This window comes from Acinetobacter sp. ANC 4204 (assembly GCF_002135205.1).
Classification (GTDB): Bacteria; Pseudomonadota; Gammaproteobacteria; order Pseudomonadales; family Moraxellaceae; genus Acinetobacter.
In genome coordinates, this window is record NZ_NEFZ01000006.1 from 212,804 (window position 1) to 238,865 (window position 26,062).

Consider the following 26,062-nt stretch of genomic DNA (forward strand, 5'->3'; position numbering starts at 1 on the left):
TTAATTTTTTGTAGATTCATAAATTAATATCAATTTTGCATGTAACATAAACAAGATATATTGCACAATATAATTGCTGTTTTCATTGTGTAGTGCTTGCAGTTAAGCGCTCTTTTGATACACTCGAATCCCCTTTTAATTTTTAACGCACCGAGGCAAAGTGACATGAAAGTAGGTCTGGTCGGTTGGCGCGGGATGGTTGGTTCCGTCCTTATGCAACGTATGGTTGAAGAGAATGATTTTGCTCATTTTGAGCCATTTTACTTCTCTACCAGTAATGCTGGCGGTGAAGCGCCTGCGTTTGGCGGTAAAACTGCCCCAGCACTTATGGATGCATCAGACATTAACAGTCTGAAGCAAATGGATGTCATTATTACCTGCCAAGGTGGCGACTATACCTCAGAAGTTTTCCCGAAGCTTAAAGCGGAAAACTGGACAGGCTATTGGATTGATGCGGCATCTACACTGCGTATGGAAGATGAAGCCATCATCGTACTTGACCCTGTCAACATGAACGTAATTAAAGATGGTTTAGTGAACGGCACCAAAACATTCGTGGGCGGTAACTGTACTGTTTCACTGATGTTGATGGGCTTAGGTGGTTTATTCCAAAACAATTTAGTGGAATGGGCAACCTCGATGACTTATCAAGCAGCGTCAGGTGCTGGTGCGCAAAACATGCGTGAACTGATCTCTGGTATGGGCTATTTGTACAACAACACCAAAGATTTGTTAGATGACCCACGCTCTCCAATTCTAGACATCGACTCTAAAATTGCGGAATTACAACGTGGCGAAGGTTTCCCTTCTGCTAACTTTGGCGTGCCATTAGCAGGCTCACTCATTCCTTATATCGACAAACAATTAGACAGCGGTCAGTCGAAAGAAGAATGGAAAGGTCAAGTTGAAACCAACAAGATCTTGGGCAACCAGCAAATCGTTCCGATTGACGGTCATTGTGTACGTATTGGCGCGATGCGTTGTCACTCTCAAGCTTTAACCTTAAAGCTGAAGAAAGACGTGCCACTCGATGAAATCGAAGATATGTTACGTCGCGCGAACCAATGGGCAAAAGTGGTTCCAAATACCCGTGAAGCATCTATGACTGACTTAACACCTGTAGCGGTAACAGGCACATTAACAGTTCCTGTTGGCCGTCTACGTAAATTGAATATGGGCAAAGAGTACTTAGGTGCTTTCACTGTCGGCGATCAATTGCTTTGGGGAGCTGCAGAGCCCTTACGTCGTATGCTCCGCATCCTGATTGACTACAAAAATACTTAAGCATTTACCGCTAAAGTATTAAGCCGATCACACTTGATCGGCTTTTTTTTGTAACCCCGATGTTAACGTTTTACAAATAACACACAACTCGCTAATCTATAATTTTCGCTTTGCGATCTGTGACCGAGCTAAAGATTAAGATGACCGTAAATAACAAATTAAAGATAGCCATTTTAGCCATTATTGCTTCGCAAAATGTGAATGCGATCACTGTCGATCCTATTCAAATTCAGTCTGCACCTGGGGAACTGTTATATGCAGAATTGAACTTTCACGATGCCGATCCAAATACTCCCATTCAAGCCAGTCTAGCCAGCGCAGAAGATTTAATGTCTCTGGGTGTCATGCATCAGCCGCCCAGTAATCTGAACTTTTTTACCCGTCGTACCAGTGCCAGTACAGGTGTGATTACAATTACCTCATCTCGCCCATTGACTGATGCAGAACTCAACATTGTGGTCAAAATCAAAGAAGGTAATGCGGCACGACTGCAACATATTAAAACAGCCAATAAACGCTCGGCATCACTTCAAGCACGCGCAAATAATAATGAAAAAGCGTTAAAACCTATGGTGATCGTCAATGAAAAAGATATTGCGTTGAACTTACCAGTTAGCACACAGTTTAATAATTTAAAAACAGCAACAGTAGCAACGACAAGCAATACACCGTTGAAGCTCAATGGTCATACACCACCGAGCATGAGTACCACGACCACTACAACACCAACACAGGTCATCTCAACAGCTACGACACAAATCGCGACAATTGCACAAGCGCCAACCCAACACATTGAAACCACCACACAAAACAAGAAATCGTCAGATCCCTTGGTGCAAAAGTATGCCAACTCCCTTAAAAAAGCGGAAGCACCGATAGCAACACAAGCTAGCCCTCAACCTGTACCCAATTCAACTCAGGCATCAAGATCTGTACCATCTACAACTCAAACATCGAAAACGGTCACACCCAAAGCGGCTGAGACATCAAGCACGCCTGCCCACATTGTTCAATCCAATGAATCCTTATGGGGAATTGCATCGCGTATTGCCACAGAACAAAACCGTCCTGTTGGTGAAGTCATGCAACAAATTAAATCCAAGAATGAACATGCATTTATTCAGGGGGATGTCAACCGTTTACGACGTGGTGCAAATCTTAATTTAACGGGTCTACAAACAGCAAAAACAGAGCAAAAAGTCTCCGTTTCTTCACTGCCAAAACATAGCTCACAGCAATCAGGCAAAGCCAAGTATCGCCTCAATCAAGCGGAAATGAGTTTGGTTGCAGAGAAAGAGCAAGATTCAAACAATGGTTCTGCCAAGAAGTCGACAGAAAAAAATCAAACATCGAACGAGTTGTCATTAAAAGTTATGACATCCCGTGAAAAAACCGTTAAATTACAGAGAAACGTAACGCAATTAGAACTGGCACTTAATCAGAAAGATCAGAGAATTCAATTACTAAACGCTCGTCTTGCACAATTGCAACAACAATTGAAAGCACAACAAACTGATAAAAAGCCAACACACTAAAGTGTTATTTTGATTATTTGATTTTGGATGAACTTGCACAACGACAAGTTCGAAAGGGGTAAAACATGCTGATTTATGTGATTCCATTTATCTTACTATTGGTTGTTGCCATAGTCTTAAAAAAGCGTGAGGCGAGTAAAGAAGCAGAGCCAAAAACTCAAAAAGCAGTGGCTGCAAAAAATAAAGCCAAAAAAACTAGCCCGTCTAAAAAAACACCTCAACAAACTCAAGTCGTTGAAGATGTGGTCACTAAAAAAGCCACAACACCTCTTGCAACCGATCTCCGCAATAAAATTGAAGGGCAAATTCGTGATCGCAATTTCTTTTCAGCTGAAGCGCAGATTAACCAAGCATTAAATAAAGACAATTCACAACACGAATTATATTTACTGCTATTGGATATTCACTTACTACAAAAAGATGAATTTGCAATTAGCCAATTGCTGAATCATTTACGTTCTTTAGAGCTCGATGATATTTTAGCGCAAGCAGAATCCAAAAAATCGGATTACGACCAATTACATCAAAATAGCCGTGACACGATCGAGTTTAAACCAACTGAAATTGCACCACCTGCACCAAAACCTGTAGAAACACCAAATACTGCTGATTTCGATGCACTAATGTCATCAGACAGCACAACACTACCTCCGGTACAAAGTATTACTGTTGAACCAGTTCAAGACATTAAACCACTAGATTTTGATACCTCAGCATTCACAACAACTCAACCCGAACCAGAAACACGTATTGAAGTACCTACTTTAGAATTTGATACTTCCAGCCTAAGCACCATAGCAACTGAACCATCTCAACCAATTGGGGAAATTAAACCCCTTGATTTTGGTTCGTTGTCATTGGACCCCACCCCTGCTCAAACGGAACTTCCTACAGAAGATATCAAACCTTTAGATTTTTCGTTCAATCTCGATGCGCCTTCTACAACAACTGAAGCTGAAACTTCGTTGATTGCGACACCAGACGAGCGTCCTGAATTTACATTTGATTTTTCAAACCAACCCACAACTGAAGCGACAACAGATATTTCTCCTGTTTCTTTCGACACTATTAGCCCAAATGCAGCAATAGTAGACGAAACACCTGCAGTTATTACGCCAAGCCTCAGTTTTAGTCTTGAGTCTACGATACCTACCCATAAGACTGAAAGTGATCCTCTGGTACAATCTTTCCCTCAACTAAGCGAAGTTAACGAAATCCTCTTAAACTTTGAGTTAGCTGAGCAATATATTCAATTGGGTGCTTTTGAAGCTGCACGTGAAATTCTGGCTGAACAAGAAGCAAACTACAGCGTTGAACAACGAGATCAAGCTGAACAATTGCTAGGTCGCATAGCATCCTAAGTCATTTCGTTTTAAACTAAAGCAGTCATCACCGACTGCTTTTTTTATAATGAAAAAAATTGCGCTTATTTATATGGGTGGAACCTTTGGCTGTATTGGTGAACCTTTACAACCCATGCCTGCCGAAGACTTTATTCCCAAACTTACCCATGTCTTGCCGATTCATCTCGACATAGAATGTTTTGTTGCACCTGTCATTAAGGACAGTAGTGCATGCACAGCCGCTGATTGGTTATTGTTGATTCAACAGATCCAGCACTTACAGTTGCAACAGTTCCAACATTTTGTCGTGATTCACGGCACAGACACCTTGAGCTATGCCAGCGCCGTGGCAGCACACTTTATCGCTGACTCAGCTCATGTGATTTTCACAGGTAGTCAGTACCCCTTACTCAATGTACAAGGAACTGACACCCGTGAATTTAGTGATGCCATCAACAATTTGAATTTTGCCTTAGATGCCGTAGTGAAATACCCTATCGGCGTTTATTTAGCATTCCATCAACATTTGTTTCACGCCCAAACCGCTATAAAACGACATACCACTGAACTAGATGCCTTTAGTGGTCTGCCTGCTGAACAATCTATTTCGCACAATTTAAAAGCACATATTGTACAAACACGTGATGTAGAACAATCACAACAGTTCAACTGTCTTAATCTAATGATGCAACCTGTTGGCTTAGAACAGCAAATGCAGAACTTAAGAAACCTCTTAGTGGCCCCACCCCACTTTCTCATTTTACAAGGTTTTGGGACGGGTAATTTAGCCGTGAATGCCGAGTTGACTGCGCTTTTCGATGACCTTTATGCACAAGGCTGTGTTGTTATCTTAAGCACCCAAGTTCCTTTCGGCCGCACTGATCAGCGCTATGCCGTTGCCGCGTGGACAACCCAAGCCAAAATAATTGTCAGTGATTGCCTCGGGCATGCAGATCTGTATGCCAAAGCCCTCAAAATGTATTTACAATACCCCACCGCTGAAGCACGCTTCAGCCATTGGCATGATTTGGGTTAATTTGAGGTACATATGCAACGTTTTGCGATCGGCATTGAATTTTGTGGGACACATTATCGTGGCTGGCAAACTCAGCAAACTGGCGTGATCAGCGTACAAGAGACGATTGAAAAGGTGCTTTCGAAAATTGCCAATGAACCGATTAGTCTACATGGTGCAGGCCGTACCGATGCTGGCGTTCATGCAACCAATATGGTGGCGCATTTTGATAGCTCCGCGCTTCGCTCCGAACGTAGCTGGCTAATGGGTAGCAATAGCCAACTACCCAAAGATATCTCGATCCAATGGATCAAAGCAATGGATCAAGACTTTCATGCGCGCTTTAAAGCACAAGCACGTCGTTATCGTTATGTGGTCTATAACCATCCGCAGCGACCTGCCCTGATGCATAAACAAGTCACGCATGCTTATTATGCACTAGATGTGGCGAAGATGATGCAAGCTGCGCAAAAGTTTGAAGGCACGCATAACTTTGAAAGCTTTCGTGCTGCAGCATGCCAGTCTAATCAACCTGTACGCCATGTGAGCCATTGTCGCTTAATTCAACATGGTCCATATCTAGTGCTCGACATTCAGGCTGATGGCTTCTTACACCATATGGTCCGCAATATCATGGGCTGCTTACTAGAAATCGGGCAAGGTATGTATGAAGTCGAACATATTGAGGCTATTTTCGCAGCAGAAGACCGTAAAGCTGCTGGCATTACTGCGCCTCCTGATGGACTATATTTTATTCATGCCGACTATCCAGCACAGTTTGAATTACCTAAACAGCCCCTTGGACCGCATTGGCTGAATATGCCAGAATAATTTATTTTTCAATCTCTCCCTAGTCACTCCTTTTTCAAAGGACATGAGACTCCTCCCTTGATAAAAGGGAACTTAGGAAGAATTGTTTAACGCTGCTTCCGCTTGCGATATTCCACTGGGGTTTCATTGGTCCAGCGTTTAAACGCACGATAAAAGGTACTTGGCTCTGAAAAACCAGTCAAATATACAATACGTTCTACACTTTCAGCCGTATTGGCCAAGAGCTTTTTCGCCAAACGACAACGGTAATCGGACAAAATCTGTTGAAAGCTAGTATTGGCTTCAGAAAGCTGAGTCCGTAAACGCCTTGGGGTAATACTGAGCTGAGAAGCCACCGTTTCCAATGTGGTCTCCCCGCTCTCAAGAGTTGAGCCAATGGCTCGACGCACTTCACCAACCAAGTCATAACGTGCTAATTCTTGAAGTTTTTCAATCGCTAACTGCTCATGCAGTTGCAACAGTTCGGGCTCTGCCTGCCACAAGGGATAAGCCAAAATACTTGGATCAAAATATAAACGTGTTTCTTTTTGCCCCAAACTTACTGGGCATTCATACACCCGAAAATACTCATCATCGGATGCGCCTTTCGTGAAATTAAAATCAATATAGATCGGCTCAAAACGCCCTTCCGTAATGAATTTAAAGAAACGCAAGATACCTGACATTGCACATTCAGAAAAATGTCGATTGACTAAATTTTCAGCCCAAGGCTGTTCACCGTTAGTCAAATAACACCGGTCATCCTCAATCACCAATTTGGCATGAAACGCATCACTAATCAGACGTTGATAAGCCAATGCACGCTTTAAACCTTCACCAAAATTTTCAGATGAAATAAATAAATGTTCAATTACTTGACCACGGTATAAAGGTAGATTTTCTCCCAAATGTAGACCGATATCAGGATCGCGGCTCACCTCTTCAGCCGCCACCCAAAAAGCATATTGAGCGTTCAAAGGCGTACGGTCATTGGTTTCAACTTGGTTTAAAGCCACACCCGCCTTTGTTAAAATTTCTTCTGTTGGCAACCCTGAACGACGAATCGCTTGGTAGCCTAATCGCAATACAACCGATGCATCCGTTAGCTGACCCACGCTAGAACCTTCCTTGTATGTTCTTCATTTATACATAAAACATTAAAATTAGATTAACTTCGATTGACCAAACTGACAACAACTTATGCAGTTTTTTTGTTGAAAATCTTTATTACTCTTGTTCGCTTATTTTACTGACAGATGATCATGCAACCGCCCATTCCGCCTTGTTTTATGCAAAAAAATTGACTATAATTTGCGCCTTTCCAATTTATTCATTCAGGTAGGCTATGGCCAATAAAGAGGAACTCATCGAGTTCGAAGGCGTTGTCACCGAGACGCTTCCTAATACTATGTTTCGTGTACGTTTAGAAAACGGTCATGAAGTGATTGCTCACATCTCTGGTAAAATGCGTAAACACTATATTCGTATTTTGACTGGCGACAGTGTTAAAGTAGAAATGACACCTTATGATTTGTCTAAGGGTCGTATCACTTATCGTGCGCGCTAAGTTTTAGCGAAGCAAAAAAGCCACTTTTCAAGTGGCTTTTTTAATGTCTGCGCTTAGACTAAACGTTATACATCGACTATATTTAAACCAATAATCAAACTATAATTAAATGCGATAACAACTAAATACACCAAAACAATAATGAAGACGACTTTAATGAAGCTCGCAATTTTACTGTTCCCCATGCTATGTGTTGCCTGTGCCACAACCAACCAAACTCAGCTCAACCAAACCTTACAACACTATATCGGACAATCTTCAGATCAAGTTCAAAACCAACTCAACCTCAATAGCATGGGTTATAAAGTTCTCGGTGCTCCTGTACATACACCCGAGAAACTGACCTACACCCTATTACGCAATATGCCTATTCCGATGGGAACACCCAACCTTGGAACCAGTGTCACTATGGGTGCGCCCATTCCAACACCTTCTAGCGGTAGCCTGAATATTGAAATGAAATGTAAAATTGAGTTCAGACTGCATGATGATCTTGTGGAATCTATTCACTACATCGGTAAAGCGTGTTAACGGCTGTGTTATGTTGAGCCACCTACATACCGTTTATCTCAAATTACTCGAACCATACTCAAACGAATATCCAGATATAGAATACTAAAAGGGTGTCTCTCTGCTTAGGGGGATAATCATGAAGCCCTTTATTGTCAGTTCCTTGAGTTCCATCTGCTTTCTACTACTTCAAGCTTGTAGCAGCGCTCCAGCGCAAAATCACACCGTCATTTCACCCACTAAAATTGCGCTCCCCGACTATTTAGATCAATATATCGGCCAAGATGTATCGAGCATACGGCGTCAGCTCAACTTACACAGACTCGGTTATGAAACCTTAGGATCACCAATTCAAACATCAAACCAACTGAGTTACACCATCGTCAGACGGATTCAAATTCCAACCCCTATGCCCACTATGCGAAGCGACAGCAGTGTCGGCGCGATTCCTATTCCAACAGCAACCCCATATTATGATGTACAGTTAGAATGCCAAGTTCATTTCTTATTAAAAGACAATATTGCCCAATCTGTTCAATACCAAGGCAAAGCCTGTAAAGGTGATTAAATCTTGGGCAAAAAAAACGCAGCGAATGGCTGCGTTTTCCAGTGTATCTAACTTAGTTCAGTGCAACCACAACCGCCTGCCCCATTTCCGCAGTACCCACTTTGCTCATGCCTTCAGACATAATGTCAGCAGTACGTAAACCTTGATCCAACACACTTCCTACCGCATCTTCAATCGCTTTTGCAGCAGCTTCTTCACGGAAAGTATAGCGTAGCATCATTGCAACAGACAGAATGGTCGCCAATGGGTTAGCAACGTTTTGACCTGCAATATCTGGTGCAGAACCATGACATGGTTCATACATACCTTTGCCACTTTCATCCAAAGATGCCGACGGAAGCATGCCAATCGAACCCGTTAACATTGCTGCTTCGTCAGACAAAATGTCACCAAATAAATTACCTGTCACAATCACGTCAAACTGTTTAGGCGCACGTACCAATTGCATTGCAGCATTATCGACATACATATGCGACAAGTTAATGTTTGGATAGTCAGCTTCTTTCATCGCCGTTACGGTTTGCTTCCAAAGCTCTGTCACTTCAAGTACATTGGCTTTGTCTACAGAGCACACTTTACCGCCACGTAAGCCTGCAAGTTCAAATGCGACTTTGGCAATACGCTTGATTTCAGACTCTGCATATACGTCGGTGTTAAAACCTTGTTTTTCGCCATTTTCCAGTTCACGAATACCACGTGGTTGACCAAAGTAGATGCCACCAGTCAATTCACGAACGATTAAAATGTCCAAGCCTGCAACAATTTCAGGCTTTAAACTTGATGCATCTGCCAATTGCGGATACAAAATCGCTGGGCGCAAGTTTGCGAATAAATTGAGCTCACTACGAATTTTTAATAAACCACGTTCTGGACGAATTGAGCGTTCAATGTTGTCCCATTTTGGTCCGCCAACTGCACCAAGTAAAATCGCATCTGCATTTTTGGCTTGTGCTGCAGTTACCTCTGGATAAGGTGAACCATGTGCGTCAATCGCAGCGCCACCCAGTAAACCTTGTTCCCACGTTAAACCTAAATTGAATTGATCGTTTACTCGTGTAAGCACTTGTTCTGCGGCTTTTACAATTTCAGGACCAATGCCATCACCCGCCAAAATCAAAATATGTTTAGACATGAAAAATTCCATTGTTGGTGAGTTTTAACTCACACGATTAAAGTTTTTGTTCTACAAACTCACCCAAGCCATTTAGGACATTGTACGGTTTGCAAAAACGACGAATTGTTCTTTGGTTTTGCTTTAAATCGACACATAAAGGGTCAGGTGCAGACATATTCAATAAACTTCCCTGATGTCGACTGCGCGCACGAAACATTCTAAAAGTATAACGTTCAGCAGGCTTAAAGCGATGAATCACATGTAAGGTTTCTGCTCGGTCTGCTGAGACTGGATAGAAGCGAATGACCAGTTCATGCTGCCCAGCAGGCACCGACAAAAACAGTGAATTTGCATCATTCAAATCATCTCGCTTCAAACGAACAATTTGTTCTCGAATTGCATCACGGCTCACACGATGATTGTCTGCATTGACGATTTTGATTTTATTCAATCGCTCAAACTCACAGTTCACTGTACCTGTACAATAAATTTGTGCATTGTTTTTACTTGCTGGGGTTTCATGAATACGCTTTATACTTGCCGTATTCATACTTTGACAGGCAGTTAATGTGCCTATCAAAGCAAGTAGAGCGATACGACCATAACTCGTCACCATTGTTCAAGTCCAACCTTTACCAGTAGCAAAACGATTAAAATTCTTTTGCTCTGATATTAACAAGAGATAAACCGCAGCACTAGTTATATCGTTTCTTCAATTAAGCATGAATTTCTGAAAACACCCATGGACGCGCAGCTTTGGTCTTTTCTTCATAAGCACGAATCTCATCTGCTGCTTGTAAGGTCAAACCAATATCATCCAAGCCATTTAACAAACAATGCTTACGGAAAGGATCCACTTCAAACTTGAAAGCTTCACCCGATGGTGTACGCACTTCTTGCGCATCCAAATCAATCGTCAGTTGATAGCCTTCATTTGCTGCACATTCTTTGAAGAGTTGGTCAACAATCTCTTCAGACAAAATCACAGGCAACATGCCATTTTTGAAGCTGTTGTTAAAGAAAATGTCTGCATAACTCGGTGCAATCACAGTACGGAAACCATATTCTTCCAGTGCCCACGGCGCATGTTCACGGCTAGAACCGCAACCAAAGTTCGCGCGAGAAATCAAAATCGAAGCACCTTGGTAACGTGGCTGATTCAATGCAAAATCGGGGTTTTTAGGACGTTTTGAATTATCTTGTCCTAAAAAACCTTCATCTAAATAACGCAATTCATCAAATAAGTTTTCACCAAAACCCGTGCGCTTAATGGATTTCAAAAACTGTTTTGGAATGATCAAGTCTGTATCGACATTGGCACGGTCTAAAGGTGCAACGATACCCTGTTCAACGGTATATTTTTTCATGTCTATGCTCCCAAGCCCGAATTAAAATGAACGCACATCGACAAAGTGACCTGCAATCGCTGCTGCCGCTGCCATCGCTGGACTCACCAAATGCGTACGACCGCCATTGCCCTGACGACCTTCGAAGTTACGATTGGAGGTCGATGCGCAGTGCTCACCAGGTTGTAATTTGTCTGCATTCATGGCTAAGCACATTGAACAACCTGGCTCACGCCATTCAAAACCAGCTTCAATCAAAACTTTATCTAAGCCTTCCGCTTCAGCTTGAGCTTTCACTAAACCAGAACCCGGGACCACCATCGCCTGTTTAATGGTACTTGCCACTTTTTTGCCTTTGGCAACTTCCGCCGCTGCACGAATGTCTTCGATACGCGAGTTGGTACATGAACCAATAAAAACACGGTCTAACTGAATGTCTGCCAATGCCTGACCTGCGGTTAAACCCATGTACTGATAAGCACGCGTCCAGTCATTACGCTGTACATCATCTTTGGCTTGTTCCAAAGTCGGCACCGCTTGAGAAACTGGAATCACCATTTCAGGCGATGTGCCCCAAGACACTTGCGGCTCAATCTCTTCACCTTGCAACACCACCACAGTATCAAAATGTGCGTCTGCGTCCGAATGTAAAGTATTCCAGTAAGCCACTGCTGCATCCCACTGTTCACCTTGTGGTGCGTAGGGACGACCTTTCACATAGTCAATGGTTTTATCATCAACAGCGACCATGCCCACACGGGCACCACCTTCAATCGCCATATTACAAACCGTCATACGACCTTCAATCGACATATCGCGGAAGACTTGACCACCAAACTCAATGGCATGACCAGTTCCCCCCGCTGTACCAATTTTACCGATAATGGCTAAAACGACATCTTTCGAAGTGACACCTTGACCTAACTTTCCATCAACACGCACTAACATGTTCTTCATCTTCTTTTGAACCAAGCACTGGGTTGCCAATACATGCTCTACTTCAGATGTCCCAATCCCGTGTGCCAAGCAACCAAAAGCACCATGCGTTGCCGTATGAGAGTCGCCACACACCACCGTCATGCCTGGTAAAGTTAATCCTTGCTCAGGTCCCACCACGTGTGCAATACCTTGACGCACATCATTAATGTCAAACTGCACTACATTAAAAGTTTTGCAGTTGTCGTCTAAGGTTTGGACTTGAATGCGTGAAGTATCATCTTCAATGCCTGCAATACCTTCTGATCGCTCTTTGCTTGAGGTTGGAACATTATGGTCAGGTGTTGCCACGTTCGCACTTAAACGCCATGGCTTACGCCCTGCAAGTTGCAAACCTTCAAAGGCTTGTGGCGACGTCACTTCATGTAATAAATGACGGTCGATATAGAGTAAAGCTGAGCCATCATCACGCTGTTTTACTAAGTGGTCATCCCACAATTTGTCATACAATGTTTTTGGAATTTGGGGTTTTGCTTGTTGGTTTTCGCCTGCCATGTCGATTGACTCCACTGGACTGGGTAATTCTTTCATTAAAAACGATTATAACGGTGATTTCACATAAATCTAATTTATCATTTTTATTAATTTAAAAACTTTTTGGAATTATTTTTAAATCACTCAAGTTCATGCTCTGCTACCGAGTTTAGACGCTTTCAGCCGATTTTACCTAAGCTCATAACACATTGTATACCGTGCTTTTTCTAAACTGAACCATCCTAAACCAACGTTTATTTTCTCCCAATTAATGCTTAAAATTATTTATGCTTGAATTAGACATAAAAGTAGCGCTGAGAATCCAATAGAGTCAAACAACAAAACAAACTCAGCTCGACATTGCCGACATAAATTCACTAGTAACATCCATTTTATGCTGAACGAACGCTCTTAATTCTTTGCATAACTTGAAGCTACTTGTATTTTTACAAAAGGATTGATGGTTCAAGCAAAAGCCTTAATCTCTGTTTTTTATAATGTTAAACATAAAACGAAGCACATTATTTCACTTGATTCAAAAATTCAATCGAGACCAATCAAAATTTCATTTTGACTTTACTAATGATAATAATTATTATTTACAAATGTAAAGTGTTATTGAGAGGACTTTTATCATGTCAAACATTCAAAAATTTGTAGCAAAAAATCAACGCATCTTCAAAAAAACTTTAAGCTACTACATCATGCATATTACGGTCGCTATGTTAGTTGCGTATATGGTCACAGGTAACTTATGGATGGCGGTTACCTTAAGTTTGCTAGAACCGACTGTTCAAGCTTTTGCCTTCTTCTTCCATGAGCGAATTTGGGAAAGAAAAAGCCGTAGCCCAGAAGAAAATATTCCGGCCTAAGCCCCATCTCCTCTCATTAACTTAAAAAGATCACTTTTAGTGATCTTTTTTTATCTCAATGCAGATGAAATAACACCCGATTTATTTTAAAGATCGCAATTCATATAAAATTATTTTATAATTCAATTATACTTTCATAACCAGATTATCCTTATGAATCTTGCAGCCTTCGAAGCTTTTGTAAAAGTCATGGAAACCGGCTCTATTTCTTTAGCCGCAGATCAACTCTTCATTACGCAACCTGCTGTGACCAAACGTATTCATAGTTTAGAAGAATATTTTGGTGTGAAACTGTTTGAGTCGGCAGGTCGTGGTGTACAAGCCACGCATGCCGCACATTCACTGCTGCCTAAAGTCAAAAATTGGCTCAATGAACTGGGTGACATTCATCATACCTTGAGTCATGAACAAGGCATGGTTCAAGGCAAACTTAAAATTGGCACCAGTCACCATATTGGTTTACATCACCTACCCAATCATTTACGTGAATATGTACAAACCTTTCCCAATGTCACTTTAGATGTACACTTTGTCGACTCAGAGCAAGCGCATGAAAAAGTACTGGCGGGTGACTTAGAATTGGCTTTTTTGACGCTTCCACCGAAGTTAGATGAGCGTTTGCAATATGTCACCATTTGGGAAGACCCCTTAGTTTTTGTAGCAGCGCCCTTTCATCCGCTGGCACAAATGCAAAACTTAAAACTCGAAGATCTGATTCAGTACCCAAGCTTATTGCCTGCGTCTCAAACCTATACCAGCCAAATCACACTGGCAGAATTTGAGAAACAAGGGCTAAAACCTAAAATTAGCATGAGTAATAATCCACTCGAATCAATTCGCATGTTGGCATCTATTGGATTGGGCTGGTCAGTGCTTCCCAAGACTTTGATCAATCAAGACCTACAACAGTTAAATATTAAATTTGAAATGAACCGCCAATTGGGTATGGTTTGGCATCCTGGGCGAACGCAGTCGCGTGCAGTGCAAGAACTGATTACGATGATGAAATAAGCGCTGCACCAAATAAAAAAACCATCCTGTAGGATGGTTTTTTTATTTGGTGCGAGGAGTGACTTAAGAACCGCCTATAGCCAATGCAATCAGTCCAAGCCAAATCGCTAACAAAATCGCACCGGCTAAGAGATTTGTACCACCACGATTTTCTAATTCTGTTTCGACATTGCCATTTCCGAACTGGCGGATTTTAGTAATCTGCTTATCGACGTGATGCTTATACAAAGTGTTACCCAGCATGCCAAATGCAACAGCCAAGCCGATATTTGCCCCCGAACTGTCAATCCCCAAAAGTGCTTCAACAATCCCGATGAACACAATCAGAGCTATGGACATAAAGCCATAACTGTACATTTTCCGATAAAACAACCAAATTACGCCCAAGAAAAAAGCCGCAACATTAAATCCTGCATATTGTTTCTTGGGTGTGATTTTTTCAAATTGAGCCTGATAGTACGACGCATATTTCTCCCCGATAAATACAGCACGACCTAGTTCGAGCTGATCGACTGAAGCCCGTCTCTCTAAAACACGAGGCGACGGAAAAGATTGTTGATCTAAAGACATAAATTGCTTCTTATTTTTTATTTTATTGAAGAAATGGGGGCAAAGCTTTTCAGCATCGCCCCAAAAATATCACTTATTTTTTAATCAATGAATCTTCATGTAAAGATTCATTGAGTTGATCCACAATAATTGCCCACTCACCATCCGATTTAATTTTTTCTGCCAAAAACTGACGTTGCGCTTCAGTCCAATATTCCGCATCAACAATCATGGTTTGCGCATTAAGCTGATGCGTTACAATAAATAAGGCAATCGCATCTTCATTTGCATCTAAACCGAGTTGCTCAAACAGATGGGTCATTCTTGGTCGTACACTCATGTTATTCTCCACGATACTGTTCTAATTTTTACATAGTCAAAATAGCTTTAGCCAAGTTTTAACATAGCATATTTAGTTAGTTTTCCAAGATTTGTCGTCCCATCACCGCAATATTTTATCAATAGATTTGCTTTCAATGAAATTGACTGACTCAATGTCTTTGCAATAAAAAAGACGACCCGAAAGTAGCCTTTTCAATATCGAAAGATAAATAATTAAATGGACCAGTCTTGGATTTCCCATGCCTGATCTTTAGCCAATGCTTCCAAACGATCATCAGGATTAACAGCTATCGCATGGTCGGCGTATTCCAGTAAAAAACGATCATTAATAGAGTCCGAATACGCCCAAGACTCGCTGACATCACGCCCTGCCAGCCACTGATCTAAACGCGTCAATTTACCTTTTTGGTAGCACGGCGTATTTATCACTTTGCCCGTGTATTTGCCATCAACCACTTCAGCATTGGTTGCAATGATTTCGCTAATCCCAAACTCGCGAAAAATTGGGGCGGTAATAAAGTCTGAAGTGGCCGTGATCCCAACCAAAGCATGCCCTGCCTCTTTGTGACGTTGAATGGCTTGAAAACCATCAGGACGCATTTGCGGGCGAATCACTTTTTGCATGAATAACTCATGCAGTTCAGTGAGGTAGGTATTGTCATGTTGAGTTAAAAATTCAAACACAAATTCATTATAAGCAATCGGGTCGAGTTGCCCTGCTTTGTAATCTTCATAAAATTTATCGTTCATGGCACGATGGCGAACTGGATCAACCAAGCCCTCATTCACCAAAAACTCTCCCCAAGAATGATCCGAATCGGTGTTTAACAAGGTGTGATCGAGATCAAATAGTGCCAATTTCATGAAAATACTCGTAAAAACTGAAATTTAAGAAAAAATTTGTAAATCTATCTCCGCTAGTCGATAGAAATTCGTTAAGATCATAGCAATTTTAACATTTTTAAACTTTGCTTTTTTCGAGTTGGATACAGAAATAAAAATCCCCGATCGCAAAGTCATAAATTACACAATATTTAGGTAGCCAAATGATCGATTCGGAAGGTTTCCGACCCAATGTCGGGATCATTTTGGCAAACGAGTTTGGACAAGTTTTATGGGCAAAACGCATTGGACACAATGCATGGCAATTTCCACAAGGAGGTATCCAATATGGAGAAACCCCTGAACAGGCACTTTATCGTGAGCTGAGAGAAGAAGTTGGCTTACTGCCCGAACACGTCCAAATAGTAGCGCAAACTAAAGGTTGGCTGCGTTATCGTTTGCCGCACCGATACATTCGTACAGATTCCGATCCCGTATGTATTGGACAAAAACAAAAGTGGTTTTTACTCAAACTCACTGCCCCCGCTCAGAATATTCGTTTGAATTTGTCTGATCCGCCCGAGTTTGACCAATGGCAGTGGGTCAGCTATTGGTACCCACTGGGGCAAGTGGTGAATTTTAAACGCGATGTATACCGCAAAGCGATGGTGGAGTTGTGCAATCAGCTCCCTCAAAAAAAGCCTTAAAAAATCTAGACGTCCTACAGATTTTTTAAGGTTCTCTTGTTATAAATAAGTTGGACGCACTTTTTTTGGAGTAGATGCGATGTCAAATATGCAACTGGATACCCTTAGACGTATTGTGCAAGAAATCAATGCGTCCACCAGTTTGCATGAATCACTCGACATTATGGTCAACCATGTGGCAGAAGCCATGCACGTTGACGTTTGCTCCATTTATTTATTGGACGAGCGTAATCAACGTTATTTGTTGATGGCATCGAAAGGTTTGAACCCCGATTCAGTCGGCCATGTTTCACTACATACCAGTGAAGGCTTAGTCGGCCTAGTCGGACAACGCGAAGAAATCGTCAACCTTGACAATGCCCCGAAACATGAACGTTTTATGTACTTACCTGAAACAGGTGAGGAAATTTATAACTCGTTCCTTGGCGTACCCGTCATGTACCGCCGTAAAGTCATGGGCGTGCTTGTAGTGCAAAATAAAGAGCCTCAAGACTTTAGTGAAGCGGCTGAATCCTTCCTTGTCACCCTCTGTGCACAACTTTCAGGGGTCATTGCGCACGCACATGCCGTGGGTAATATCGACGTTTTTCGTAAGCCCAGCAATTTACCCGCTTACAAAACTTTCCAAGGCGTCCCTGGTTCAGGTGGAATTGCCTTAGGCCGTGCTGTCATTCTCTACCCACCTGCAGATTTGGCGGCTGTTCCTGACCGTGAAGCCGATGATATCAGTGAAGAATTAGCCCTACTGGATCGTGCCCTAACCTCAGTGCGTGATGAAATCAAATCGCTTGATGACAAGATGCAAGACGCCCTTATGGCTGAAGAACGTGCCCTGTTTAGCGTGTTCTTACGCATGTTGGATGAAAATGCGCTACCTGCTGAAATTAAAGAGCAAATTCGCGAAGGTAACTGGGCACAAGGTGCAGTACGTATCGTCATTGATAACCATATTGATCTGTTTGAACAAATGGAAGATGACTACTTACGTGAACGTGCGGCAGATTTAAAAGATTTAGGTCGACGTATTTTGGCCTATTTGCAAGAAGCGGATTCGAGTCACCGTGAACTTACCGATGAAAGTATTCTGATTGGAGAGGAAATTTCAACCGCAGCTTTGGTTGAACTTCCTGTCGATAAAATTGCTGCGATTGTCACCACAGAAGGTGCCATGAACTCACATATGGTAATTGTGGCACGTGCTCTCGGCATTCCAACCGTTGTGGGGGTGACTGAACTACCGATTAATACACTCGATGACGTTGAAATGATTGTCGATGCGCATCAAGGTCGGGTCTTTATTAATCCACCTCGTCGTCTACGTACCCGTTATAAAGAGATTCAAAAAGAAGAAGAGCAAATTGCCAAAGACTTAAAACAGTATGAAACCAAAGATGCCATCACCCCTGATGGTGTCGCAGTCAAACTGTTTGTCAATACTGGTCTAATGATTGATGTGGTGCGCGGTGTACAACGTGGAGCTAAAGGTGTTGGTCTATATCGCTCCGAAATTCCATTTATGCTCCGTGACCGCTTCCCTGGCGAAGAAGAACAACGTGCGATTTATCGTCAGCAGTTGAGCCACTTCGCCAACAAACCCGTGGTGATGCGTACACTCGATATTGGCGCCGATAAAGACTTACCTTATTTCTCCATTGAGGAAGAAAACTCCGCACTGGGCTGGCGCGGCATTCGCTTTACGCTCGACCACCCTGAAATTTTCTCTTCACAAATTCGTGCCATGCTTAAAGCCAGTATTGGTTTAAATAACCTGCATATTTTACTGCCGATGGTCACCAGTGTCAGTGAAGTAGAAGAAGCGCTGTACCTTCTTGAGCGTGACTGGGTCGCAGTGCAAGAAGAGGAACAAGTAAAAATCACCAAACCGAAAATTGGTATTATGGTTGAAGTTCCAAGCGTGCTGCTGCAAATAGATGAGTTTGCCGAATTGGTTGACTTTTTCTCGGTCGGCTCAAACGATTTAACCCAATATTTACTGGCAGTCGATCGAAACAATCCACGGGTTGCTAACGTTTATTCACATTTCCACCCTTCAATTTTGCGTGCACTAACTCGCTTAGTCAAAGAGTGTCATAAGTACAACAAACCAGTCAGCATTTGTGGAGAAATGGCAGGAGACCCTTTATCTGCGATCTTACTGATGGCAATGGGCTTTAATACGCTGTCGATGAGCTCAAGTAACATTCTGCGTGTACGCAAAGCTATTTGTCATGTGCCGATGCCTGACGCGATTGAACTCTTAGAACACGCATTGAAAATGAGTAATCCACTCATTGTAAAAAGCCAAATGGAATATTATTTTAAAACACACGGTTTAGGCGATATGGTCAAATCAGCGACACGTATTGTGACGGCTTAGAAGCCTTTAAACACAAAAAAGAGGCATTAAAAAAGGGAGATAATCATCTGAATATCTCCCTTTTTTGTGCTTGTCATAGCCTCGTTTTGCATTTTTCTTTCGGTCTACAAAGACTTGGCTTTGGTTGACTTCATGCATGTGTTTTGCCACGAAGTTGTGAATCACAACTTTTGGCTCAGCTTTCTTCTTTGCCATTTTCCCACCTAACTGAACGGATGATATCGCATAGGATATGGCTGGAATTTTACGCTTTTTTGTATACTTTACAAGCGACTTTCATGTCATTTCTGTCTCTTAGCGTAGCCTATTTTTAAAGAGATAGCTCATACAACTATTTAAGCGCCATAACTTGCGTCTGCTGAAACATACACTTAAAAATAAAATTGATCTAACAATAAAATGATTGCAATCAAAATCATCAATGCACCAGAGACTCGACTCACGATCATAGCTGCATGAGGACGTGTTGCTAAAACTCTTTGCGCACTAAACCCGACCAAAAAGTAAACCGCCGCACAACTAACCAAATGGATTCCTGCCAATAAAATAATCTGAGAAGTTGCCGATACAGCAGATTTTGGATCAATAAAAGGTGGCAACAACGCTAGAAATAAAAGCAGGACTTTCGGATTTAAACCACTCAAATACACCCCACGAATGTACCAAGATTTCGAGGAAGTCAATGCCACCTGATCACGACTAATACTTGCAGGACGCATCGACAAGTTCAAACCCATCCAAAGCAGATACAGTGCCCCAATAGCTGTAAGCACTTGAAGTAACATTGGCTGACTCGCAACCAAAGTTCCAACACCAGCCGCAACAGTCAAAGCCGCCATCAAGTGTCCAGTTAATAGCCCCGTCACCGCAGGTAAGACTCTTTTACCTTGGATTCCTGAAGAAATCACATAAGCCCAATCTATACCTGGTGTGATCACGAAAAGTATAGAAACGCTCCAAAACGCAATCAAAATGCTGAGTGACATCCCTTTCCCCTTTTATCGGTTATCGTTGTTAAAATTTGGGGAGTTGATCATTCAAACAGCCTCAAATAATTTTGAAAGGATATCCTTTAGGCTCTAAAATGTGCTTTCAAATCTTTGTGCAATAACGGCTAAAAAAGGGAGATTCTTCCACATGGATAAAATTGATAAGAAGATTCTTGCTGAACTACAAGCAGATGGACGTTTATCGGTTACTGAGTTAGCAAATAAAGTTGGATTGAGTCTTTCACCCTGTCATCGACGAGTCAAAGCCTTAGAAGATGCAGGTATTATCAAAGGCTATCGTGCACAGCTCGATTTTTCTCAGTTGGGTTTAAATTTTTCGACCATTGTTTTTGTCACACTCAAAAATGGCGATAAAAATTCAGTGCTCAGCCTTGAAGAGGCTATTTTGCAGATTCCTCAAATTGTCAAAGCACAACGGCTTTTTGGTGACCCCGACTACTTACTGCATGTTGTCACCTATGACTTGGAAAGTTATCAAAAACTCTATGATGAACAACTGTCAGCACTCCCCAATGTGCAACGCCTGATTTCCACTATGGTCATGAAAAATATTATTTCAAATCGGAGTGTTTTATTCTAAAAAGAACACTATACGGTGGTATCCACCCCACCATTCAGTGAGAAACGTCATACAACGCAATACTTACCCTAGTTCGATGGATGAGCTGAACGACAAAAGACCAATCCAACCTAAAGGTAAATGAGCGAAGCCATACTACGCGTATAAAGAGAAAAAATTCTATTTACGAATGCTGAAAATTTATACGCAACTTATCTTATTTTTCACTATTGTTTATATTTGTTTCCTTCTTTAAAAGCGCTAAATTAATACTTAACTCGATATAAAATAAGAGCATCATCATGCCATTAGAAAAAGACAAAGATGCAACTATTGTGGTCAACGACACCCCTGACCAAGAAAAGTATGAATTCTTAAAAGAGAAGATTCGTTATAAACAAGCTTTACGCGAAAATTCAAAAAAAATTGACCATCAAAAAGTTCGACTGAATATTCAAGCGGATGCTCTTCCCAGTAAAACCTTTTTTATTATGAATGCCTTGGCGGCCGTCATTGCAGGTTATGGCCTGCTTTCAAACTCAGCTGCGGTAGTGATTGGCGCGATGCTAGTGGCGATGATGTTAGGGCCTATTTCAGGTATTGCCTTGGCTTTAATTGACAACCGCCTTTTACTGTTTAAAACCGCGCTGTCCACTTTACTCCTTGGCATTGCCATGATTTATAGCATAGGAATCGTGATTGGTTTAGTAAACTATGACCTGCCTATGACCAATGAGATTCTATCGCGCACGCAACCAACCATTTTAGATTTGATGATTGCTTTAGCAGGTGGTGCAGCAGGAGCTTTTGCTTCGGTTTCACCTCGGTTGTCTGTAGCAGTCGTCGGTGTCGCTGTTGCCACTGCTTTGGTTCCGCCCTTGGTGGCCAGTGGGATTTTATTTGCACATATGGAATGGAAAAATTCAGCCAATGCTTTTTTACTGGCGGTGACCAATATCTTTGCCATTCAGATTAGCTCATCTTTAGTCCTTTGGATTGCAGGCTTTAGACGTGGTTCCAGCGAAGAAGTGCAGAGTAATGTCAAAGAGTTTCTCAAACGTAATGCTATTAGCTTAATGTTCTTGGCGCTTTTGGGGATTTATCTCTCCTTTAATTTTTATACTCTGCTCAATGCTCGACTATATGAAAGCAGTACTGAAGCAACCATCAGTACTGCGCTGAATCATGATAATAATATTATTGATACCATCCAATTCGATAAAAGAGATGATTTCACTTTAGTCCGTGTCTCTATCCGTGGCGATATCCCGCCTAGCCCTGCACAAATTGCAACACTCAATCAGAAACTTTCGTCAGACTCAAACAATAAACCCAGTATAGTCCAAGTCCGTTTTATTCCGATTGATATTATTCAGGCTGAGGACAGCCCCAACGTCAAACTCGAACAACATGAGGCGCAAAAACTTTCAGTACAATAATGTGCCTTAAACCGCAAATGCTCTATGCAGCAGTCGTTCTACGTCGGGTTGTTTCATCTCAAGCATCCCGACAACCCGACCATGAAATGGACTATAACGGCTTTGAATAAAGCCATCAGCCACATAGTCTGGTGCATGCCGTTTTAGCAGGTCTGCTTGAGCCAAAATGACTAAACGACTCACTAAACTGCGCCCCATAAATTGTAGTCCTTCAGGTGCCTGCTGGAATAATTTAAATAGACTTTGTAGCTCTTGCTTCAACTTTTCATCTTGCATCGCGGTGGATGCTAAATCTTGAAACAAGATCTCAATCGACTCTACATCACGGCTGATAGCACGCAATACATCCAAACACATGACATTACCTGAACCTTCCCAAATGGTATTGACTGGGGCTTCTTTAAAAATGCGCGCCATGATGCCGTTGTCAACATAGCCATTGCCCCCAAAGACTTCCATCATCTCGCCAGTCAACTCAACTGCACGCTTACATACCCAGAACTTCGAAGCTGGGGTCATAATGCGTTTCCATGCTACGGACAATGCGTCATCCGCTTCATAGCAATGTGCAAGATGGAAACTGAGTTGCATCGCCGCTTCCGTTTCTAAGGCTAAATCTGCTAGTACCGCTTGCATCAAAGGCTGCTGTGCTAAATGTTTGCCAAAAGCTTTGCGCTGACGGGTATAAACAATACATTGCACCAAGGCTTGCCTAAGCATGGCAGTACTGCCTACGGAACAGGTCAGACGGGTGTAATTCGCCATTTCAATAATGGTGGGAATACCGCGTCCAGCTTCCCCAATCATAATGCCCCACGCGTCTTTAAATTCGACTTCGGAACTTGAGTTGCTACGGTTGCCCACTTTGTCTTTTAAGCGTTGCACATGAATTGGGTTCTTGTTGCCATCCTCTAGCCAACGTGGCACAAAGAAACAGGCCAAACCATCTTGTTCCGTCTTTGCCACCACCAAATGTGCATCACACATCGGTGCAGAGAAAAACCATTTATGCCCTGTGAGCAAATAGGCTTGTCCACGCCCCGACGCTGCGACAGGTACTGCAATGGTTTCATTGGCACGTACATCCGAACCGCCCTGCTTTTCGGTCATGCCCATCCCTAGCCAAATTGATTTTTTTTGGCTGATGGGCACATCACGTTCATCGTATTCAGTCGAAAGTAACTTATCGCCGATTTTGGCCCACAGTTCAGGCTCACGTTGAATCAGTGGAATACTGCCCAAAGTCATCGAATTTGGGCACAAGTTTCCACACTCGACCTGCCCTGCCAAATAAAAACGTGCTGCCCACTCGACCCATTTTGAGGATGAATGGGGATGATTAAACGGATGTGCATGGGTATCGAACTGACGGTTCAGTCCCATCCATTTATGCCATGCAGGGTGAAACTCGATAAAGTCTTTACGGCGTCCGCGAGCATCGAAGGCATGTAATATGGGCGTATGCCTATTGGCCAGATCAGCATAATCATAATATTCCGCAGAGCCGATGACTTTACCCATCTCCGTGAGTCTTGCCTGATCCTGACTGCCATATCGAGTGAGAATTTCTTGTAAAACGGTATCTGTTTCAAACAGATTGTAATTTTCCAGTTCATCAAACTGATTGCTGATTTGATGGGTCATCCCTGTCGTATTCATATCACTTTGCTCTTGTTATGCTGTGCTTTTCATTTCAGTATAGAGAAAAATTGAGTCTGCCATGTTCAGCTTTGTGCTATGAAGAATCCTGAGATCCAAGTCCGCCGTAGACCGCGCCAGTCGCGAGCTAAACTCACCCAAGAAGCTTTGCAAGAAAGTTTTGTTCGGCTTTTGCATGAGCGTCATGCACATGAAATTACCATTCGGGAAATTACCGATGTGGCAGGTGTCGGTTTAGGGACTTTTTATGAGTACTTTTCAAAGAAGGAAGATTTGGTTGCATTGACCATTCATCAGCACGTAAAAACCAATGCGGAGCAACTAAAAAGTTATGCACAAAGCCTGATAGAGTTATCCACAAAACTAAGTTTTGAGGACTATTTACAACAAATTATTCACTTTCAGCTCGAACAGATTCAGACTCGACAGTTTCTCTGGGCGCAGACTTTTTTGCTGGAACGGCAGGTTTCAAACATTGAAAGCTATCGAAAGAGTTATGAAATGATGGTGCAAATGTGGCGCAGTATCCTTGAGCCTTATGTTGATGATGCAGAGCAACTCAAGCAATTGAGTTTAAATGTGCAACGTGTGTGTTATGGCTTTGTGTCTCAGACTTTGCTGGTCGAGCCAGAGTTTGCAGAATGGGTAATATTGGAGAAAGATATTCTTCAAAATTTAGTTAAACCTAATTTTGAATACAAACAGCTTTATTAAAAGTTAAAGATCCTTTTAGGTTAACAGAACATAATTAAGTTACTTACAAAGCGATAAATTTCGTAAAAATATAGACTTACTTCATTATTTACTTATATTTCCGTTTAAAAAAATATTCATATCAGCTCTATTATATAAATGAAGGGAATACAACTCAATTAATGACTTAATTTTTAAAAATTAGTTTACAAGATAGACAACTTCTATAAGAACTCTTATTTTAATCATTCAATATTAAAGAATAAGAAAATTATGAGCTTATTAAAAACACATATAGAGTTTCGATCTGATAACTTCCCTCAAACTTCTGAAGAACAAAAAAATTGGGATGGGCAAATTTGGGGCTACACATTAGCCAAATACTTATCAGAAGAACTTCCTAAACATGGTGTAACTGTATCGGAGTTCTTAAATGAGGATTGGGGATATTTAATACCTTTAGCAGATGAAAGCTTTAAAGATATTTGGATTGGTTGCAATCATTATCAAGAGTATGAGAATGGTTTCTTAGTTTTTATAAACCCATCTAAGCCAATAATTAAGAAAGGATTTTTTAAGAAAATTGATATATCAGAGCAACTTACATTCCTAGCTACTATTTTGAATGAAATACTTACAACTAATCCTACGATTTATGCCCAACACTGGTGGGATGAAAGAGAGATGAAACTAATTGGAGAATAACATCTTGTAAATCAAATAATTTTAGCATCTTATAATCCATAAAAAAACCGCCCTTACAGGCGGTTTTTATTCCAGTGAAAATTACTTCGCATCAAAACGGCATATATCCATTCCATAATTTAAGAAGCAATAAACATTGAGGCTTCAATCATTACGAACGATTTTTTTCATTCAAATCTTTGGGTGGCATCTGGCAACCATTTGCGTCTTTAGGAGGCTGCGGATGGTCTTTCCCTTGTGCGTCTTTAGGAGGTCGTGGTCTATCTTTATTATCCATATCTTTTGGTGGTGGAGGACAATCTTGCGTTTGATTTGAAGCAGGCTGTTTTTGTATTTGCGTATTTTGTGAGCTTGCAGCTAAGGCTGTGCCAGCAAGAGCAAGTGTCCCCAAACCTAGAATTAAACCCGTTAATACTTTTTTCATTGTGATGTACCTCTATGCTATAAATTATTATTCCAATGCTATAAATCAATTATGGATATTTAATGGATTTATATATTTGCGCAAACATTTCTATTCTCATTTTTGGTTAATTTATTATAAAAATTCAAATATCTTAGATTCTCAAATGAAGTGCAACAGAGATTAAATTATTGGAAAGAAGCAAGATGAGCTAGCATTTTGCTTCCGACCGACCAAAGTCAAAGTTGCATCATGAACTATACTCATCTTACCCAAGAAGAACGATATCAGATTTATACATTGTTACGTGAAGGTTTTTCTAAACGTTATATCGCTTGGAGACTGAATCGTT

At 41.6% G+C, this 26,062-nt stretch carries 29 protein-coding genes; 17 read left to right on the forward strand and 12 right to left on the reverse strand.

The genetic code is table 11. The annotated features are described in order from the left end of the window. The first annotated feature begins 165 nt into the window (after positions 1-165). From asd to truA, 5 genes are all read left to right on the forward strand, one after another. Positions 166-1,284: an aspartate-semialdehyde dehydrogenase gene (gene asd, locus B9T36_RS13540; RefSeq protein WP_086209987.1), complete on the forward strand. Its 1,119-nt coding sequence runs from the start codon at positions 166-168 to the stop codon at positions 1,282-1,284. A 140-nt stretch (positions 1,285-1,424) separates the two neighbouring features. After that, complete coding sequence (locus B9T36_RS13545; protein ID WP_086209988.1) at positions 1,425-2,819, forward strand: FimV family protein; 1,395 nt, start codon at positions 1,425-1,427, stop codon at positions 2,817-2,819. A 65-nt stretch (positions 2,820-2,884) separates the two neighbouring features. Next, positions 2,885-4,180, forward strand: coding sequence for a hypothetical protein (locus B9T36_RS13550; RefSeq protein WP_086209989.1), 1,296 nt, complete (start codon positions 2,885-2,887; stop codon positions 4,178-4,180). Between the two features lie 49 nt (positions 4,181-4,229). Then, a complete protein-coding gene (locus tag B9T36_RS13555) occupies positions 4,230-5,198 on the forward strand; it encodes an asparaginase domain-containing protein (RefSeq protein WP_086209990.1) in 969 nt (322 codons plus the stop codon). Positions 5,199-5,210: 12 nt separating this feature from the next. After that, positions 5,211-6,008, forward strand: a complete 798-nt coding sequence (truA, locus tag B9T36_RS13560; protein ID WP_086209991.1) for a tRNA pseudouridine(38-40) synthase TruA — start codon at positions 5,211-5,213, stop codon at positions 6,006-6,008. An 86-nt stretch (positions 6,009-6,094) separates the two neighbouring features. On the opposite strand, the gene B9T36_RS13565 is transcribed toward truA, so the two are convergent. Next, positions 6,095-7,102: an AraC family transcriptional regulator gene (locus B9T36_RS13565; protein WP_086209992.1), complete on the reverse strand. Its 1,008-nt coding sequence runs from the start codon at positions 7,100-7,102 to the stop codon at positions 6,095-6,097. 230 nt (positions 7,103-7,332) lie between these two features. Here B9T36_RS13565 and infA point away from each other — a divergent pair, with 230 nt between their 5' ends. From infA to B9T36_RS13580, 3 genes are all read left to right on the forward strand, one after another. Beyond that, a complete protein-coding gene (infA, locus tag B9T36_RS13570; protein ID WP_004692529.1) occupies positions 7,333-7,554 on the forward strand; it encodes a translation initiation factor IF-1 in 222 nt (73 codons plus the stop codon). Between the two features lie 156 nt (positions 7,555-7,710). Then, the gene (locus B9T36_RS13575) at positions 7,711-8,085 is read left to right on the forward strand and encodes a hypothetical protein (RefSeq protein WP_228147005.1); all 375 of its coding nucleotides are present in this window, start codon (positions 7,711-7,713) and stop codon (positions 8,083-8,085) included. Positions 8,086-8,203: 118 nt separating this feature from the next. Next, a complete protein-coding gene (locus B9T36_RS13580) occupies positions 8,204-8,632 on the forward strand; it encodes a hypothetical protein (protein WP_086209994.1) in 429 nt (142 codons plus the stop codon). A 52-nt stretch (positions 8,633-8,684) separates the two neighbouring features. Here B9T36_RS13580 and leuB read toward each other — a convergent pair whose 3' ends face one another. From leuB to leuC, 4 genes are all read right to left on the reverse strand, one after another. Then, entirely contained in the window at positions 8,685-9,764 is a 1,080-nt protein-coding gene (leuB, locus tag B9T36_RS13585; protein ID WP_086209995.1) for a 3-isopropylmalate dehydrogenase, read from the reverse strand. 37 nt (positions 9,765-9,801) lie between these two features. Beyond that, positions 9,802-10,362 carry a hypothetical protein gene (locus B9T36_RS13590; RefSeq protein WP_086209996.1) on the reverse strand — a complete coding sequence of 187 codons (561 nt, stop codon included), beginning with the start codon at positions 10,360-10,362 and terminating at the stop codon, positions 9,802-9,804. 100 nt (positions 10,363-10,462) lie between these two features. Then, positions 10,463-11,113: a 3-isopropylmalate dehydratase small subunit gene (leuD, locus tag B9T36_RS13595; protein ID WP_086209997.1), complete on the reverse strand. Its 651-nt coding sequence runs from the start codon at positions 11,111-11,113 to the stop codon at positions 10,463-10,465. A 21-nt stretch (positions 11,114-11,134) separates the two neighbouring features. Next, positions 11,135-12,583: a 3-isopropylmalate dehydratase large subunit gene (gene leuC / locus B9T36_RS13600; protein ID WP_086209998.1), complete on the reverse strand. Its 1,449-nt coding sequence runs from the start codon at positions 12,581-12,583 to the stop codon at positions 11,135-11,137. Positions 12,584-13,197: 614 nt separating this feature from the next. Between leuC and B9T36_RS13605 the strand changes: the two genes are divergently transcribed. Both B9T36_RS13605 and B9T36_RS13610 read left to right on the forward strand, forming a co-directional pair. Next, on the forward strand, positions 13,198-13,434 hold the full coding sequence (locus B9T36_RS13605; protein WP_086209999.1) for a DUF2061 domain-containing protein: 237 nt from the start codon (positions 13,198-13,200) through the stop codon (positions 13,432-13,434). A gap of 153 nt (positions 13,435-13,587) precedes the next feature. Next, positions 13,588-14,445, forward strand: a complete 858-nt coding sequence (locus tag B9T36_RS13610) for a LysR family transcriptional regulator (RefSeq protein ID WP_086210000.1) — start codon at positions 13,588-13,590, stop codon at positions 14,443-14,445. 63 nt (positions 14,446-14,508) lie between these two features. Here the strand turns inward: B9T36_RS13610 and B9T36_RS13615 are convergent, their stop codons facing one another. The 3 genes from B9T36_RS13615 to B9T36_RS13625 form a co-directional block, all read right to left on the reverse strand. Further along, entirely contained in the window at positions 14,509-15,015 is a 507-nt protein-coding gene (locus tag B9T36_RS13615; RefSeq protein WP_086210001.1) for a DUF2628 domain-containing protein, read from the reverse strand. A gap of 73 nt (positions 15,016-15,088) precedes the next feature. Further along, the gene (locus B9T36_RS13620) at positions 15,089-15,334 is read right to left on the reverse strand and encodes a DUF2789 family protein (protein ID WP_086210002.1); all 246 of its coding nucleotides are present in this window, start codon (positions 15,332-15,334) and stop codon (positions 15,089-15,091) included. A gap of 215 nt (positions 15,335-15,549) precedes the next feature. Next, positions 15,550-16,200, reverse strand: a complete 651-nt coding sequence (locus tag B9T36_RS13625; protein ID WP_086210003.1) for an HAD family hydrolase — start codon at positions 16,198-16,200, stop codon at positions 15,550-15,552. A 182-nt stretch (positions 16,201-16,382) separates the two neighbouring features. Between B9T36_RS13625 and B9T36_RS13630 the strand changes: the two genes are divergently transcribed. Together B9T36_RS13630 and ptsP are read left to right on the forward strand one after the other, a co-directional pair. Beyond that, positions 16,383-16,865: an RNA pyrophosphohydrolase gene (locus B9T36_RS13630; RefSeq protein WP_004692547.1), complete on the forward strand. Its 483-nt coding sequence runs from the start codon at positions 16,383-16,385 to the stop codon at positions 16,863-16,865. A 79-nt stretch (positions 16,866-16,944) separates the two neighbouring features. Continuing rightward, positions 16,945-19,242 carry a phosphoenolpyruvate--protein phosphotransferase gene (ptsP, locus tag B9T36_RS13635; RefSeq protein WP_086210004.1) on the forward strand — a complete coding sequence of 766 codons (2,298 nt, stop codon included), beginning with the start codon at positions 16,945-16,947 and terminating at the stop codon, positions 19,240-19,242. A gap of 6 nt (positions 19,243-19,248) precedes the next feature. Here the strand turns inward: ptsP and B9T36_RS13640 are convergent, their stop codons facing one another. Then, positions 19,249-19,437 carry a hypothetical protein gene (locus tag B9T36_RS13640; RefSeq protein ID WP_086210005.1) on the reverse strand — a complete coding sequence of 63 codons (189 nt, stop codon included), beginning with the start codon at positions 19,435-19,437 and terminating at the stop codon, positions 19,249-19,251. A 176-nt stretch (positions 19,438-19,613) separates the two neighbouring features. Then, complete coding sequence (locus tag B9T36_RS13645) at positions 19,614-20,228, reverse strand: LysE family translocator (RefSeq protein ID WP_086210006.1); 615 nt, start codon at positions 20,226-20,228, stop codon at positions 19,614-19,616. Positions 20,229-20,379: 151 nt separating this feature from the next. On the opposite strand from B9T36_RS13645, the gene B9T36_RS13650 reads away from it, so the two are divergent. Further along, on the forward strand, positions 20,380-20,832 hold the full coding sequence (locus B9T36_RS13650) for an Lrp/AsnC family transcriptional regulator (protein ID WP_086210007.1): 453 nt from the start codon (positions 20,380-20,382) through the stop codon (positions 20,830-20,832). Positions 20,833-21,113: 281 nt separating this feature from the next. Further along, on the forward strand, positions 21,114-22,250 hold the full coding sequence (locus B9T36_RS13655) for a DUF389 domain-containing protein (RefSeq protein ID WP_086210008.1): 1,137 nt from the start codon (positions 21,114-21,116) through the stop codon (positions 22,248-22,250). Positions 22,251-22,256: 6 nt separating this feature from the next. On the opposite strand, the gene B9T36_RS13660 is transcribed toward B9T36_RS13655, so the two are convergent. Beyond that, on the reverse strand, positions 22,257-23,909 hold the full coding sequence (locus tag B9T36_RS13660; RefSeq protein ID WP_086210009.1) for an acyl-CoA dehydrogenase family protein: 1,653 nt from the start codon (positions 23,907-23,909) through the stop codon (positions 22,257-22,259). A gap of 78 nt (positions 23,910-23,987) precedes the next feature. Between B9T36_RS13660 and B9T36_RS13665 the strand changes: the two genes are divergently transcribed. Continuing rightward, complete coding sequence (locus B9T36_RS13665) at positions 23,988-24,623, forward strand: TetR/AcrR family transcriptional regulator (RefSeq protein ID WP_086210010.1); 636 nt, start codon at positions 23,988-23,990, stop codon at positions 24,621-24,623. A gap of 252 nt (positions 24,624-24,875) precedes the next feature. Then, positions 24,876-25,307, forward strand: a complete 432-nt coding sequence (locus B9T36_RS13670) for a hypothetical protein (protein WP_086210011.1) — start codon at positions 24,876-24,878, stop codon at positions 25,305-25,307. A 151-nt stretch (positions 25,308-25,458) separates the two neighbouring features. On the opposite strand, the gene B9T36_RS13675 is transcribed toward B9T36_RS13670, so the two are convergent. Continuing rightward, positions 25,459-25,731 carry a hypothetical protein gene (locus B9T36_RS13675; RefSeq protein WP_086210012.1) on the reverse strand — a complete coding sequence of 91 codons (273 nt, stop codon included), beginning with the start codon at positions 25,729-25,731 and terminating at the stop codon, positions 25,459-25,461. Positions 25,732-25,962: 231 nt separating this feature from the next. Between B9T36_RS13675 and B9T36_RS19375 the strand changes: the two genes are divergently transcribed. After that, positions 25,963-26,062 (forward strand): helix-turn-helix domain-containing protein (locus B9T36_RS19375; RefSeq protein ID WP_139841367.1); only part of this gene is annotated, 100 nt, incomplete at its 3' end.

Coding starts and splice junctions, on each gene's coding strand:
- asd (WP_086209987.1), top strand. CDS start 166: ATGAAAGTAGGTCTGGTCGGTTGGCGCGGGATGGTTGGTTCCGTCCTT.
- B9T36_RS13545 (WP_086209988.1), top strand. CDS start 1,425: ATGACCGTAAATAACAAATTAAAGATAGCCATTTTAGCCATTATTGCT.
- B9T36_RS13550 (WP_086209989.1), top strand. CDS start 2,885: ATGCTGATTTATGTGATTCCATTTATCTTACTATTGGTTGTTGCCATA.
- B9T36_RS13555 (WP_086209990.1), top strand. CDS start 4,230: ATGAAAAAAATTGCGCTTATTTATATGGGTGGAACCTTTGGCTGTATT.
- truA (WP_086209991.1), top strand. CDS start 5,211: ATGCAACGTTTTGCGATCGGCATTGAATTTTGTGGGACACATTATCGT.
- infA (WP_004692529.1), top strand. CDS start 7,333: ATGGCCAATAAAGAGGAACTCATCGAGTTCGAAGGCGTTGTCACCGAG.
- B9T36_RS13575 (WP_228147005.1), top strand. CDS start 7,711: ATGAAGCTCGCAATTTTACTGTTCCCCATGCTATGTGTTGCCTGTGCC.
- B9T36_RS13580 (WP_086209994.1), top strand. CDS start 8,204: ATGAAGCCCTTTATTGTCAGTTCCTTGAGTTCCATCTGCTTTCTACTA.
- leuB (WP_086209995.1), bottom strand. CDS start 9,764: ATGTCTAAACATATTTTGATTTTGGCGGGTGATGGCATTGGTCCTGAA.
- B9T36_RS13590 (WP_086209996.1), bottom strand. CDS start 10,362: ATGGTGACGAGTTATGGTCGTATCGCTCTACTTGCTTTGATAGGCACA.
- leuD (WP_086209997.1), bottom strand. CDS start 11,113: ATGAAAAAATATACCGTTGAACAGGGTATCGTTGCACCTTTAGACCGT.
- leuC (WP_086209998.1), bottom strand. CDS start 12,583: ATGGCAGGCGAAAACCAACAAGCAAAACCCCAAATTCCAAAAACATTG.
- B9T36_RS13605 (WP_086209999.1), top strand. CDS start 13,198: ATGTCAAACATTCAAAAATTTGTAGCAAAAAATCAACGCATCTTCAAA.
- B9T36_RS13610 (WP_086210000.1), top strand. CDS start 13,588: ATGAATCTTGCAGCCTTCGAAGCTTTTGTAAAAGTCATGGAAACCGGC.
- B9T36_RS13615 (WP_086210001.1), bottom strand. CDS start 15,015: ATGTCTTTAGATCAACAATCTTTTCCGTCGCCTCGTGTTTTAGAGAGA.
- B9T36_RS13620 (WP_086210002.1), bottom strand. CDS start 15,334: ATGAGTGTACGACCAAGAATGACCCATCTGTTTGAGCAACTCGGTTTA.
- B9T36_RS13625 (WP_086210003.1), bottom strand. CDS start 16,200: ATGAAATTGGCACTATTTGATCTCGATCACACCTTGTTAAACACCGAT.
- B9T36_RS13630 (WP_004692547.1), top strand. CDS start 16,383: ATGATCGATTCGGAAGGTTTCCGACCCAATGTCGGGATCATTTTGGCA.
- ptsP (WP_086210004.1), top strand. CDS start 16,945: ATGTCAAATATGCAACTGGATACCCTTAGACGTATTGTGCAAGAAATC.
- B9T36_RS13640 (WP_086210005.1), bottom strand. CDS start 19,437: ATGGCAAAGAAGAAAGCTGAGCCAAAAGTTGTGATTCACAACTTCGTG.
- B9T36_RS13645 (WP_086210006.1), bottom strand. CDS start 20,228: ATGTCACTCAGCATTTTGATTGCGTTTTGGAGCGTTTCTATACTTTTC.
- B9T36_RS13650 (WP_086210007.1), top strand. CDS start 20,380: ATGGATAAAATTGATAAGAAGATTCTTGCTGAACTACAAGCAGATGGA.
- B9T36_RS13655 (WP_086210008.1), top strand. CDS start 21,114: ATGCCATTAGAAAAAGACAAAGATGCAACTATTGTGGTCAACGACACC.
- B9T36_RS13660 (WP_086210009.1), bottom strand. CDS start 23,909: ATGAATACGACAGGGATGACCCATCAAATCAGCAATCAGTTTGATGAA.
- B9T36_RS13665 (WP_086210010.1), top strand. CDS start 23,988: ATGAAGAATCCTGAGATCCAAGTCCGCCGTAGACCGCGCCAGTCGCGA.
- B9T36_RS13670 (WP_086210011.1), top strand. CDS start 24,876: ATGAGCTTATTAAAAACACATATAGAGTTTCGATCTGATAACTTCCCT.
- B9T36_RS13675 (WP_086210012.1), bottom strand. CDS start 25,731: ATGAAAAAAGTATTAACGGGTTTAATTCTAGGTTTGGGGACACTTGCT.